11 protein-coding genes are annotated in these 12955 nt (G+C 62.2%); 5 read left to right on the top strand and 6 right to left on the bottom strand.

Features of this window, described 5'->3' with window-relative positions; genetic code table 11:
* Window positions 1-241: 241 nt before the first annotated feature.
* Both ACB032_RS14415 and ACB032_RS14420 read right to left on the bottom strand, forming a co-directional pair.
* Entirely contained in the window at window positions 242-997 is a 756-nt protein-coding gene (locus tag ACB032_RS14415) for a DUF429 domain-containing protein (RefSeq protein WP_073350107.1), read from the bottom strand.
* A 78-nt stretch (window positions 998-1075) separates the two neighbouring features.
* Window positions 1076-1639, bottom strand: coding sequence for a VC2662 family protein (locus ACB032_RS14420; RefSeq protein ID WP_017409548.1), 564 nt, complete (start codon window positions 1637-1639; stop codon window positions 1076-1078).
* 318 nt (window positions 1640-1957) lie between these two features.
* Here ACB032_RS14420 and ACB032_RS14425 point away from each other — a divergent pair, with 318 nt between their 5' ends.
* The 4 genes from ACB032_RS14425 (at window position 1958) to ybcJ (ending at window position 5010) form a co-directional block, all read left to right on the top strand.
* Window positions 1958-2308, top strand: coding sequence for a phasin family protein (locus ACB032_RS14425; RefSeq protein ID WP_011706254.1), 351 nt, complete (start codon window positions 1958-1960; stop codon window positions 2306-2308).
* A gap of 93 nt (window positions 2309-2401) precedes the next feature.
* Window positions 2402-4186 carry a class I poly(R)-hydroxyalkanoic acid synthase gene (locus ACB032_RS14430; RefSeq protein ID WP_371138169.1) on the top strand — a complete coding sequence of 595 codons (1785 nt, stop codon included), beginning with the start codon at window positions 2402-2404 and terminating at the stop codon, window positions 4184-4186.
* Window positions 4183-4587 (top strand): MaoC family dehydratase, encoded by a 405-nt coding sequence (locus tag ACB032_RS14435; protein WP_371138170.1) that lies wholly within the window; start codon window positions 4183-4185, stop codon window positions 4585-4587. The genes ACB032_RS14430 and ACB032_RS14435 overlap by 4 nt, the downstream gene beginning before the upstream one ends.
* A gap of 189 nt (window positions 4588-4776) precedes the next feature.
* The gene (gene ybcJ / locus ACB032_RS14440; protein WP_010674882.1) at window positions 4777-5010 is read left to right on the top strand and encodes a ribosome-associated protein YbcJ; all 234 of its coding nucleotides are present in this window, start codon (window positions 4777-4779) and stop codon (window positions 5008-5010) included.
* Window positions 5011-5159: 149 nt separating this feature from the next.
* Here the strand turns inward: ybcJ and ACB032_RS14445 are convergent, their stop codons facing one another.
* From ACB032_RS14445 to ACB032_RS14460, 4 genes are all read right to left on the bottom strand, one after another.
* Window positions 5160-5633, bottom strand: coding sequence for a DUF4442 domain-containing protein (locus tag ACB032_RS14445; protein WP_005300417.1), 474 nt, complete (start codon window positions 5631-5633; stop codon window positions 5160-5162).
* 146 nt (window positions 5634-5779) lie between these two features.
* Window positions 5780-7531: an ABC transporter transmembrane domain-containing protein gene (locus tag ACB032_RS14450; protein WP_371138171.1), complete on the bottom strand. Its 1752-nt coding sequence runs from the start codon at window positions 7529-7531 to the stop codon at window positions 5780-5782.
* 109 nt (window positions 7532-7640) lie between these two features.
* Window positions 7641-9377, bottom strand: a complete 1737-nt coding sequence (locus ACB032_RS14455) for an ABC transporter transmembrane domain-containing protein (RefSeq protein ID WP_371138172.1) — start codon at window positions 9375-9377, stop codon at window positions 7641-7643.
* A 141-nt stretch (window positions 9378-9518) separates the two neighbouring features.
* Window positions 9519-12320 (bottom strand): response regulator, encoded by a 2802-nt coding sequence (locus ACB032_RS14460; protein ID WP_106552681.1) that lies wholly within the window; start codon window positions 12318-12320, stop codon window positions 9519-9521.
* 154 nt (window positions 12321-12474) lie between these two features.
* On the opposite strand from ACB032_RS14460, the gene trxC reads away from it, so the two are divergent.
* Window positions 12475-12903: a thioredoxin TrxC gene (gene trxC / locus ACB032_RS14465; RefSeq protein ID WP_371138173.1), complete on the top strand. Its 429-nt coding sequence runs from the start codon at window positions 12475-12477 to the stop codon at window positions 12901-12903.
* The last annotated feature ends 52 nt before the right edge of the window (window positions 12904-12955 follow it).

The following is a 12955-nucleotide window of genomic DNA, read 5'->3' on the forward strand; positions in this document are numbered from 1 at the left end:
CGGCAGATACCTGCGGCAGCCCCGGCCATCGGCCATCGGCCATCGGCCATCGGCCATCGGCCAGCAAGGCAGCAAGGCAGCAAGGCAGCAAGGCAGCAAGGCAGCAAGGCAGCAAGGCAGCAAGGCAGCAAGGCAGCAAGGCAGCAAGGCAATTGTGGAAGGAGGCCACGGCGTCGGTGCAAGTGAAGGTATAACCAGCCGGCCAAAGGACAGATCGGGTTGGTCGGCCCGATCCGGTTTATCAGGGGCGAGCGAAGTGGTAGACCCAGCCTTCGTCCAAAGCCATCTCGGCAGGTGGCGCCACCAGTGCCGGCAGCAGGGAGACGCTCCCCTTGGCGGCGTGTTGCAGCGCCATCAGGGCGCAGATGGCGGCGTCGTAGCGATCGGTCCCCGCCGTCACATCGGCCGGCAGATGCGGCAACAGCTCGGCGCGCACCGCCGATGCCTTGCCACCCACCTTGGCAAGGGCAGGATAGACCTCCAGCACGGCGCGGTCGGCCTGTGGTTGCTGCTTGGGCACCAGCTGCAAGTCGGCCAGTCGGGGCAGCATGGCGAGCGCCAGGGTCGCGTTGTTGCCGAGCCTGTCGAAGGTGGCCGAGAGCGGCTTCTTGCCATATTGCCGGTGCAGCCAGCGCTCGCAGTCCCGATAGGCATAAGGGTTGTCTATCTCACGCTGGGGCACGGCGCACTCGGTCGCCCTCCCCGCCAGCAGCTCGCCCAAGGCGCGAGGAAACGCCAGCGGCGCGTCGATCCCGAGCGCCAACTGCGGGCAGGCCAGCACCTGCAGCAGGTGGATCTCGTCGTGCAGTGCCGGGCGCAGCAAGGCATCCAGATCCGGCGCAACCCGTGAGCTCAGTCGAAACAGGGGCGATACCCCAAACCAGTGCAGTCGCTGTTCACGCGCCTGCCACCCCACCACGGCCACCGCCTGGGCACTGCCCTGCCAGCCTCTTACGTCCCAGCCGATGCCGATGGCATCCATGTGTTCCATTGTCATGCCAGTGTCACCTCTGCACGCTATCAATGCAGCACAGGGTAATGGCTGGAGCCCCTAAAGCAAGGTTGGCGGCGTGGCTTAGAAGGATTTCTTGAAATTGATCAGCGGCAAGATGGGGAAAACCCCGTTCTCGGCGTAGTTGGCGAGGCCAATCTGCAGACCGTCCAGGTGCTTGGTGGCGTTGATGAAGCCCAGCTGGAAGGTGGTGCGCTCGGCATAGTTGACGAAGCCGACGTTGGCCAGGGCGTTGCCCTTGGCGATGTTGACGGCACCCCAGTTGAGGCCCTGCACATTGTTGGTCAGGTTGACGAAGCCAAGGTTGACGCCCTTGTCCTGACCCTCGTGCCAGTTGACCGCGTTGATCGCCACCCCGCCAAACTGGTGGCGTACCCGGCCGGCGCCGAGGAAGATGCCAAGCTGCAGACCGGTGAATTGATCCACGTCGGAGAGGGCGAAGACCGGCAGATCGATCCCCTTCACCTGACCGGTGCGCCCATAGAGAACGGAGGCTCTGGCCCCCTCGACCTGATGGGACGCGGGCAGATTGACGCCGGGCAAGGAGAGCTGGACAGGGGTACTGGCGTGGGCAACGCCGCCAAGGGCCGCAGCCCCCAGGGCAAGCAGCAGGCGAGCAGGTTTCATCGATGCATTCCTCAAGACTCAGGGAGTGGCATCAGCCTATCAGCCCCGCGACCTGGGAACGAGTCCCGACGGACATGGCTGCGTCACCCCTCGTCTGAATCGGGCCAGCCAAACTGGACAGACCAGAATCAATATTTCGCCAAAAATTAACATTTATATTATTTACATCAAGCCTCATTTGGTAACACAATGCCTAAACGTGCGTTTGAACAGAGCAAACGACACGTAACGACTTAAGGATGTAGTCGAACGGATGTAACCGAAGAATGGGCCCATCGGCTCTTTTGCAATACCTTCTGCCAACCACGGAGACACGCGATGAATATGGACGTAATCAAGACCTTTACCGAGCAGATGCAAGGCTTTGCCGCCCCCCTCACCCGTTATAACCAGCTGCTGGCCAGCAACATCGAACAGCTGACCCGGCTGCAGCTGGCGTCCGCCAACGCCTATGCCGAGCTGGGACTGAACCAGCTGCAGGCCGCCGGCAAGGTGCAGGATGCCCAGAGCCTGGCGGCCCTCGGCACCGTCCAGCTGGAGACCGCCAGCCAGCTCTCCCGCCAGATGCTGGACGACATCCAGAAGCTCAACACCCTCGGCCAGCAGTTCAAGGATGACCTCGACGCCCTGGCTGCCGACGGCATCAAAAAGAGCACGGGCAAGGCCTGATATCCCCCTGGCTGCCCGCAGCGGGCAGCCACATCTCCCCATGCTCCGTCACGACAGGCTCGCCCTGCGCCGGGGATGGGTGAAGGAGAGAACATGAGCCAATCATCTTACGGCCCGCTGTTCGAGGCCCTGGCCCACTACAACGACAAGCTGCTGGACATGGCCAAGGCGCAGACCGAGCGCACGGCCCAAGCCCTGCTGCAGACCAATCTCGACGATCTCGGCCAGGTGCTGGAGCAGGGTAGCCAGCAGCCCTGGCAACTGATCAATGCCCAGATGAACTGGTGGCAGGATCAGCTCAAGTTGATGCAGCACACCCTGCTCAAAAGCGCAGGCCAGCAGAGCGAACCGCTCATCGCCCCCGAGCGCAGCGATCGCCGCTTCAAGGCCGAGGCCTGGAGTGAGCAGCCTATCTATGACTACCTCAAACAATCCTATCTGCTGACCGCCAAGCACCTGCTGGCTTCGGTGGATGCCCTCGAAGGGGTGCCCCAGAAGAGCCGGGAGCGGCTGCGTTTCTTTACCCGCCAGTACATCAACGCCATGGCCCCCAGCAACTTTCTGGCCACCAACCCGGAGCTGCTCAAGCTGACCCTGGAGTCTGACGGTCAGAATCTGGTGCGCGGGCTGGCGCTGCTGGCCGAAGATCTCGAGCGCAGCGCCGATCAGCTCAACATCCGGCTGACCGACGAGTCCGCCTTCGAGCTGGGGCGGGATCTGGCGCTGACGCCGGGCCGGGTGGTGCAGCGCACCGAGCTGTATGAGCTCATTCAGTACAGCCCGACCACGGAAACGGTGGCCAGGACGCCGGTGTTGATCGTGCCGCCCTTCATCAACAAGTACTACATCCTGGACATGCGGCCCCAGAACTCCCTGGTGGCCTGGCTGGTCGCCCAGGGCCAGACGGTGTTCATGATCTCCTGGCGCAACCCGGGTCCGGCCCAGGCCGACATCGATCTCGACGACTACGTGGTCGACGGGGTCATCGCCGCGCTGGATGGCGTGGAGGCGGCCACCGGCGAGCGGGAAGTGCACGGCATCGGCTACTGCATCGGCGGTACCGCCCTCTCCCTGGCCATGGGCTGGCTGGCCGCCAGACGCCAGAAGCAACGGGTTCGCTCCGCCACCCTGTTCACCACCCTGCTCGACTTCTCCCAACCGGGAGAGCTTGGCATCTTTATCCACGAGCCCATCATTGCGGCGCTGGAAGCCCAGAACGAGGCCAAGGGCATCATGGACGGGCGCCAGCTGGCGGTCTCCTTCAGCCTGCTGCGGGAGAACAGCCTCTACTGGAATTACTACATCGACAGCTACCTCAAGGGACAGAGCCCGGTGGCGTTCGATCTGCTGCACTGGAACAGCGACAGCACCAACGTGGCAGGCAAGACCCACAGCAGTCTGCTGCGCCGGCTCTATCTGGAGAACCAGCTGGTGAAGGGGGAGCTCAAGATCCGCCACACCCGCATCGATCTCGGCAAGGTGAAGACCCCGGTGCTGCTGGTCTCGGCCATGGACGATCACATCGCCCTCTGGCAAGGAACCTGGCAGGGCATGAAACTGTTCGGTGGCGAGCAGCGCTTCATCCTGGCTGAATCGGGCCACATCGCTGGCATCGTCAATCCGCCGGACGCCAACAAGTACGGCTTCTGGCAGAACGACGCCGAGGCCACCAGCCCCGAGGCGTGGCTCGCCGGCGCAAGCCACACCCCAGGATCCTGGTGGCCGCAGATGGCGACCTTTATCCAGAGCCGGGAAGAGGATCCCGCCCCCCTTCCCGCCCGCATCCCGAGCGAAGGGCTGGAGGCGGCGCCCGGCAGCTACGTCAAGGTACGGCTCAACCCGGTCTTTACCCAAACCCCCGAGGAGGAGCCAGCATGAGCATGCTTCCCTTCGAGGTGGGCCAAAAAGCCAGCCTGATCAAGCGGTTCGGGGCGGCAGAGGTCGAGGCGTTTGCCGGGTTGTCGGAGGATTTCAATCCGCTGCACCTGGATCCCGCCTTCGCCGCCACCACGCCGTTCGAGCGCCCCATCGTGCATGGCATGTTGCTGGCCAGTCTCTTTTCGGGGCTGCTGGGCCAGCAACTGCCGGGCAAGGGCACCGTCTACCTCGGTCAGAGCCTCGCCTTCAAGCAGCCGGTGTTTGTGGGGGATGAGGTGACGGCAGAGGTGGAGGTCATCGCCCTGCGCAGCGACAAGCCCATCATCACCCTGACCACCCGCATCCTGACGGCAACCGGCGCCATCGCCGTCAGCGGTGAAGCCGTGGTGAAGTTTGGCTGAAAAGGATTTGCCCCATGATCTCAGTCAGCCCGGCAACAGCCGGGCTGACTGCTATGGTGTGCACCCCCAAAATGGTCTTGCAAGCCACAATTGCCCGCAGACATATACCCTTGCCCTTTCCTTGACGGCCCGAACTGCCTAGAATAATCGCCCTGCTGTTTCAGCCATTCATCCACTAGAGGATTTCCCATGGAGACGTTTCTGCTCGAAGGCCACCCCTTCGTTGCCTTGTGCGACCTTATCAAACATCAGGGTTGGGCCGATTGTGGCGGTGCGGCCAAGGCGCTGGTTGCCGAAGGGCTGGTAGAGGTGGACGGTCAGGTCGAGACCCGCAAGCGCTGCAAGATCGTGGCCGAGCAAGTAGTCAACTTCAACGGCATGAAGGTCGTGGTGAAAGAGGGCGTCAGCCCCGAGATCCTCTGATCCCGGCGCTCTGCCACGCAAGTGCTACCCAGCACAGTGGCCGAGCAAGTGGTCAACTTCAACGGCATGAAAGTGGTGGTGAAGGAAGGGGTCAGCCCTGAGATCCTCTGACCTCGCTTGAATAAGGGCGCCGACGCGCCCTTTGGCATTCAGCTGGCCTTGATCGACAGGGTCAACACGAAGCGCGCCATCGCCTCATCTCCGTTCAGTGACGGACAGGTGGCCACCACCTGGATGGGACGGTTGATGCGCTGACCGCTGGCCAGCGACTCGTCGATCATGGCGTCGATCTCCTCCCCGGCCGCACAGTCAAACTGCACATCCCCCTCGGGCCGTTTCAGAAACTCCCCCTGCACATCCTTGAAGGCGAAGTGCACCTTCTTGCGCCGCTGCCGCCCCTTCTCCATCACCAGCAGACCGCCCACCAGATCGGCGCCGGTCGCCAGCGCGCCGAAGTACATGCTGCCCAGGTGGTTGCGGGTGCGCCAGCCGAGCGGAATGCGAATGCGCAGCGCCTTGGCGCTCATCTCTTCGATGACCGGGGCACAAAAACCGATGACGGGGATGTAGCGCCAGGCAAAGAGCCGCAGCGCCAGGTTGGCCTTCAAACGTTGCAAATCCATATGCGAACTGATCCGATGAGTTGATGTAAACAACATGTTGCCAGCATGGCTGGCGTTCGACAAGGACGCGGATCACGCTTGCCACCTTTTCACCACCCAAAAAAAGAGGGAACCGCACGGGTTCCCTCTTCTCGTTCCTGTGGCGATCAGGCCCGCTTCTCTTCCAGCCAGGCCCCCTGGCTCTGCATCTCGAACAGCTGGGCATAATGGCCGCCCAGCGCCATCAACTCGCCATGGGTACCCCGCTCGTTCACCTGACCACGCGAGAGCAGCAGGATCTCGTCCGCATCGACGATGGTCGAGAGGCGGTGGGCGATGGCGATGGTGGTGCGGCCGCGGCGCGCCGCCGCCAGCGCCGAAGAGAGGGCCAGCTCGGTCTGGGAGTCCACGCTGGCGGTCGCCTCGTCCAAAATGAGGATGCGCGGATCCCCCACCAGAGCGCGGGCAAAGGAGAGCAGCTGACGTTGACCGGCGGAAAGGTTCTTGCCCCCCTCCTCCATCAGGGTGTTCAAGCCCTCCGGCAGGCTCAGCACGAACTCGGCCAGCTGTACCTCGGTCAGCGCCTGCCACAGCCGTGCCTCGTCGATACCGTCGCGGCCAAGGCGCAGGTTTTCCGCCAACGTCCCAACGAAGATGAAGGGATCTTGCTGGACCAGCCCGATGCTGCGCCGCACCGCCGAGAGCGACAGGCTCGCCATCGGATGATCATCGAAGCGGATGGTGCCCTGATCCAGCGGGTAGAAACCCATCAGCAGGCTGATGATGGTGGACTTGCCGCTGCCGGTATGGCCCACCAGCGCCAGCATCTGGCCCGGTTTGGCGGTAAAGCTCACGTCGCGCAGCACCTGCTGCTCACCATCGTAGGAGAAACCCACCCGCTCGAAGCTCACCTGCCCCTTGAGCGGGCGCATCTCGCCCTCGGTGCTCTCGCGGGTTTCATCGAGCAGGGCAAAGACACGCTCCCCGGCCACCATGGCCTGCTGCAGCTGGTTGAGCTGGTTGGTCATCTCGATGAGCGGCTCGATCATCCGCCCCAAATAGCTGATGAAGGCGTAGAGCACCCCCACCTGGATGGCGCCCTCCGCACTCAGCCCCTCGCGGGCAAACAGCGCCAACAGGCCGATCAGCACCATCATGTAGAAGAGATCGATGAGCGGGCGCAGCAGGATGCCGTTGATCTTGAGGCTCTTGAGGCGCGCCGCCCAGTGCTGCTGGTTCACCTCGGCAAAGGCGTTGGCGAAATGGCGCTCCTGCACCATGGCCTGGATGACCGGCATCCCCTGCAGCGACTCGTTGAGGCGACTGTTGATGTCGGAGAGCAGGCTGCGGGTCGCCCGCACCACGGGCACGCTCAGTTTCTGATAGAGCCACATCACGCCACCCACCGCCGGCAACAGACAGGCACACACCAGCATCAGCCGCAGATCCAGCAGCGCCATGGAGATGAGGATGCCGCACAGCAGCACCACCTTCTGCACCAGCAGCCCGATCACCTGCACATAGAGGTTCATGATCGCCTCGGTGTCGTTGGTAATGCGGGAGATGAGCGAGCCGGAGCGATGCTGGTCAAAGTAGCGGGCCGGCAGCCGGATGGCGGTGGCAAACACCTGCTCGCGCAGTCGCTGCACCACCGCCTGGGCGATGCGGTTGAAACGCAGGGATTGCAGGTAAAAACCGGCCGCAGACAATACCTGCAGGCCGAGATAGCCGGCGGCGATGGCCGCGATGGCGGGCCACACCAGCTGGCGCGGCGCCAGATAGTCGTCGATGAACAGCTTGATGAGCAAGGGACCGGCCACTTCGGCGCCGGTGGCCAGCAGCAGGCAGATCCCCGCCTGAATGAGCCAACGCGGATAACGGGCGCAGTACCCGAGCAGTCGTTTTATGGTCGGGTTCACAGGCGCTCCTCCACGTCTTGTTTCAGCCGCTGATGATGAGGCACCAGGCCGGCATACCAGCACTCAGGCTCCGCGCCACACCGACTGAAGGCGCTCTTGATGAGTGGGCTCACAGGCTCTCCTCCACGTCTTGCTCGAGACGCTGGTAACGCACCATGTCGGCGTACCAGCCGTTGTGGGCCATCAGGGCGCCGTGGCGACCCCGCTCACTGACATGGCCCTCTTCCAGCACCAGGATCTCGTCGGCCTGTTCCACCGCCGTCATCCGGTGGCTGACCAAGATCAGGGTACGCTTGTGGGCCTTGAGGGCGTGCAGGATCTGCTGCTCGGTGTGGGCATCCACCGCCGAGAGGGCATCATCCAGCACCAGAATGGATGCCTCTAGCAGCAGGGCACGGGCGATGGCGAGCCGCTGCTTCTGACCGCCGGAGAGGGTCACCCCCTTCTCCCCCACTTCGGTCTCATAGCCTTTGGGGAAACGGCTGATGTCGTCGTGCACGCAGGCGATGCGCGCCACCCGCTCAATCTCCTCCCGGCTGGCATCGGGACGGCCGAGGGCGATGTTGGCGGCAATGGTGGTGGAGAAGAGAAACGGCTCCTGCGGCACATAGGCAAACTGACCGCGCAGCTCACCCAGCGCCAGTTGCGAGATGGGCACCTCCCCCATGCGGATCTCCCCCGCGGTGGGGTTGGCCAGTCGCATCAACAGCTTGAGCAGAGAACTCTTGCCCGCGCCGGTGCGCCCGACAATCCCCAGCATGCCGCCGGCTTGCAGGGTGAAATCCACATTGCGCAGCAGGGTGCGCAGCTCGAGCTGGTAGCTGAGCGCCACGGCGCTCAGCGGAAAGGCCGAGGCCAGCGCCACCGGCTGGGCCGGCTCTTCAATGTCGCTGCGCTCGCCGAGCAGGCTTTCGATCCGCGAATAGGCGGCGCTGCCACGCTCGATGATGTTGAACAACCAGGCGATGGCGAACATGGGCCAGATCAGCTGGCCGAGGTACATGGTGAAGCTGGTGAGCTCCCCCAGGGTCAGCTCGTCACGCAGCACCAGGGCGCTGCCACCGGCCACCGCCAGAAAGTAGGAGCAGCCGATGCAGAGGTAGATCACGGGATCAAACTTGGCATCGATGCGGGCCACCGCCATGTTGCAGGCGCCCGCCTCCCGGGTCAGCTCGGCAAAACCGCGATCTTCGAGCGACTCCACCGCATAGGACTTGAGCACCCGCACGCCGGAGAGCGCTTCCTGGGTCTTGTTGTTGAGCCGGGAGAAAGCACCCTGCGCCGCCTTGAACTCCTTGTAGATCTGGGTGCCGAAGCGGTTCATGAAGAATGCCATCACCGGCAACGGCAACAGGGAGAGCAGGGTCAGCTGCCAGGAGTACTGGCTGCACATGATGGAGAGCACCAGCACCCCGACGATGATGGAATCCACCAGGGTCAGCACCCCTTCCCCGGCGGTCATCTCCACCGCCTGGATGTCGTTGGTGGCATGGGCCATCAGATCGCCGGTACGGTGGCGCTGATAAAAGTCCGGGCTCATGCGGGTGAAGTGGCTGAACAGTCGGTTGCGCAGCACATAGGCGAGCCGGTAGGAGGCGCCAAACAGCATGACCCGCCACACGTAGCGCAGCAGATAGATGAGCAAGCCAAGGCCGAACAGCCCGGCCAGATAGCCCGTCAGGGTTGCACTATCAAGGGAGCCTTTGGCGATGCCATCCACCACCCAGCCCACCACCTTGGGCGGGATCACGGTCAACAGGGCCACCATCATCAACAGGGAGATGGCGATCAGGTAACGCCGCCACTGCTCCTTGAAGAACCAGCCCAGCCTTGCAAATACGCTCACGTAGATATCCTTTGTCGCGACCGGCCCAGGGCCGGCGCCCATCACGGGGAAACTCAATGCAATCGCCCCCGGCTGGGGGCGATACGAAGGGGTCATGATAGCCTGAAGCAAGCGGCTTGAGAATTATTGCTATTTCACCTGTTACAACAAGCGATCATCACGCTGTCCGAAACCGGCGTACGGTGTTTCATGCTGCTCCCCGGTGAGCAGGAAGTGGGACACCTCCTCCCGGGTCAGACTGAACACCTGTTGCAACTGCTCCAGATCCTGCTCGGTCAGCTCCTCCTGCTGGCGCAACCGCCACTCCAGCTCACCGGCCATGATCTGCAGACGGGAGGCGGAAATATTGGCGGAAACCCCCTTGAGGGTATGCAGCAACCGACAAGCGATATCGGGCTGCTGACGACGCAGGGCGGAGCGGATCTCCCACAGGTCATCCTTGTGCTCCGACATGAACAGCTTGAACAGGATCTGCAGCGCCTCCTTGTCCTGCTCCAGCCGCCTGAGAGCATCCTCTAGATCCAGCACTCCCATCAGGTCGGGCGGTTTCACCTCGAGCGGCACCCGCCGCTCGCCACTGGCACTCTTCACCCACTGCAGCAGGTTGTTGTAGAGATCGAGCTTGCTGACCGGCTTGGTGACATAGCCGTTCATGCCGACCCCGAGGCAACGCTCCCTGTCTCCCGGCATGGCGCTGGCGGTCAGGGCGATGATAGGGACATCGTGCTTGTCGACCATCTTGCGGATCTGGCGGGTAGCATCCAGCCCGTCCAGCACCGGCATCTGCAAGTCCATCAGGATCACGTCGAAGGGCTGCTCGGCCACCCGTTCGACCGCCTCCCGACCGTTGCCCACCACGGTCACCAGGGCATCGACCCGGCGCAGGTATTCGATGATGAGCTGCTGGTTGACCCGGTTGTCCTCGGCCAGCAGTACCCGGATGCCTTGCAGCAGCTCGCGAAAATGCTGCTGATCCCCCTGTGCCTCGGCCTGACGGAACTGCTGATCGTGGGAGCTGCCGTTGAGCAGTTCATCCACCTTGGCCAGCAGGGCATTTTCGGTCATCGGCTTGGGCAGGAAGTGGGTCAATCCCATGCTCTCCATCCGCCCATGCAGTCCCTCCTTGGCCCAGGCACTGGTCATCAGGATCGGCAGACGGCGCCACTGGCTGTGCTGATACATCTCGAGCGCCAGATCCAGCCCGTCTTCCTGCCCCATACGCCAGTCCAGAATGGCCAGCCGGATATTCTGTCCCTCTTCCCGCAGCACTTGACGAGCCCGGGAGAGGCTGTTGACCGCCATCACCCTGGCACCGGCCCGGCCCAGGATATCCTTGGCCAGATCCAGCACCAGCTCGTTGTCATCCATCACCAGCACCAGCGGCTGATGTTCGAAGAATACCCGCCGCCCGGAGACACCATAGACAGCCTTGGTCATGGGGATCTCGAACTGGAAGACCGAACCCGTTCCCGGCTTGCTCTGCACCGTGATCCGCCCCCCCATCAGTTCGACCAGACGCTGGGAGATGTTCAGACCCAGCCCGGAGCCGCCGTATTTGCGGGTATTGCCTGCCTCCAGCTGGGTGAAGGGCTGGAACAGCTGGGCCTGTTTCTCCTCGGCGATGCCGATGCCGGTGTCACGCACGCTGAAACGCACCTGCATGGGGTGCTGGTTGACCAGGGTGATGGCTACTTCCACCTCGCCCCGCTCGGTAAACTTGATGGCGTTGTTGACCAGATTGACCAGCACCTGACCGAGGCGCAGCGGATCACCGCGCAGAAAATCCGGCACGGCCGGCGACTTGTTGATGATGACCTCGACCTGCTTGCGCTCGGCCAGGTCGGCAAACATGCCGGCCAGCGAGTCGATCTGCTCGCTCAGATCGAAGTCGATCTCCTCCAGGGTAAGCTTGCCGGACTCCACCTTGGTCAGATCCAGAATGTCGTTGATGAGCAGCAGCAGGGTATCCGACGAGGATTTGATCTTGCTGAGATAATCCCGCTGCTGCTGATCCAGCTCGGTCTGCAGTGCCAGCGAGCTGAACCCGATGATGGCGTTCATGGGGGTGCGGATCTCGTGGCTCATGTTGGCCAGAAAATCGCTCTTGGCCTGGGCCAGCAAGCCGGTCTGGCGCGACAACTCGCTCAGCTTCTGGTTGCGCCGCCACAGGGTCACCGCCACCAGCCCGAAACAGAGCATGGCCCCCCCCAATACCATCAGATAGAAGCGGCTCTTGAGGGAGGAGGCCTGCTCCATCTTGCTCTGCTTCCAGAGTGACAGCCCCTCCAGTTCGTGCATGTCGATCACCTGATTGCGCAGCACGTGGTACTCCACCACCTGATGGCTGACATCCTCGCTCAACTGGGCCAGCCCTGCCACTTCGGGATTGGCGGGATAGGCCGTCTTGAGGCGGCGCTGCAGGGCCTGCAGCCGCAGCTGCTCTCCCTTGTCCCAGCTGCGCTTGAGGTAGTGACTGAGCTGGGCCAGCTCGGTCAGGTCGATGGCAAGCGGAGAGTCTGCCGGCAAGGTGGCCAGCAAGCCGTTGAGCTGCTTTTGAAAAGGCTGCTCTATGTACTCGATCGCCATCTCCATGGAATAAAGCTTGGCCAAGTCGAGCAAATAGCTGTCGATGTCGTGCAACAGGGATTGGGAGTGGGGATTGTCGGCAGAGTCGGGATCGTTGCGCACCTGGCGCACGAAGCTGTCGAGGTTGCTCGACAACTGGTTGAGACGTTGCTGTACGTTGCCGTCGTTGGCCTTCTCGCGGCCAAGCAGATAGACGGTGTCGGTATTGACCCGGTTGAGGATCAACTCTGCGGCAACGCTGAGCTCGGAAGCCTTCTGCTGCTGGCTGAGCAGCTGCCAGCAATAGCCGGAAAACGCCAGCAGCGATACGATGATCAGGCTAAGCACAACACGATTGACCCGTGTCACATTATTCATCCCGTCTCGATTCTCATGTCATGGCCACGCATCCACCGACATCATGTCGACACAGGATAACTGGCTGTGAAAGATAACTGACTACTATGTTACCGTTACTCTGCCCTGTCAGTGCAATAAGATGTTGCAGGGCTTATGCATACAGGAATCAATTATGTCATTTATCACTACCTATTGTAGCCATTGCTTCACCAGGAACCGCCTGCCTGAAGAAAAAGTGGATTCAAACGCGAAATGCGGCCGTTGCAAGAGCGGGCTGTTCGCCACTACCCCGGCCAATGGCCTGGAGCAGCAGTTCGATACCCTGATCCAGTCTGACATCCCGGTCGTGGTCGACTTCTGGGCCAGCTGGTGCGGGCCATGCCTTCAATTTTCACCTGTTTTTCAACAAGTTGCCAGTGAACTTGAACCAAGGCTCCGCTTCGTCAAGGTCGATACCGAGCAACAAGCCGCCATTGCGGCCCGTTACGCCATTCGCAGCATTCCCACCCTGATGGTCTTCAAGCAGGGCAAGATGGTGGCACAGCGCAGTGGCTCCCTTCCTCCCAGCATGTTCAAGGAGTGGTTGCACAGCTTCATCTAGGCCACAAATGATACCAGTATGTTTAATTTGTGTTTATTTAATGTTTTCATTT

The sequence above is a fragment of the Aeromonas sp. S5(2024) genome (genome assembly GCF_041403025.1).
Taxonomy (GTDB): domain Bacteria; phylum Pseudomonadota; class Gammaproteobacteria; order Enterobacterales; family Aeromonadaceae; genus Aeromonas; species Aeromonas hydrophila.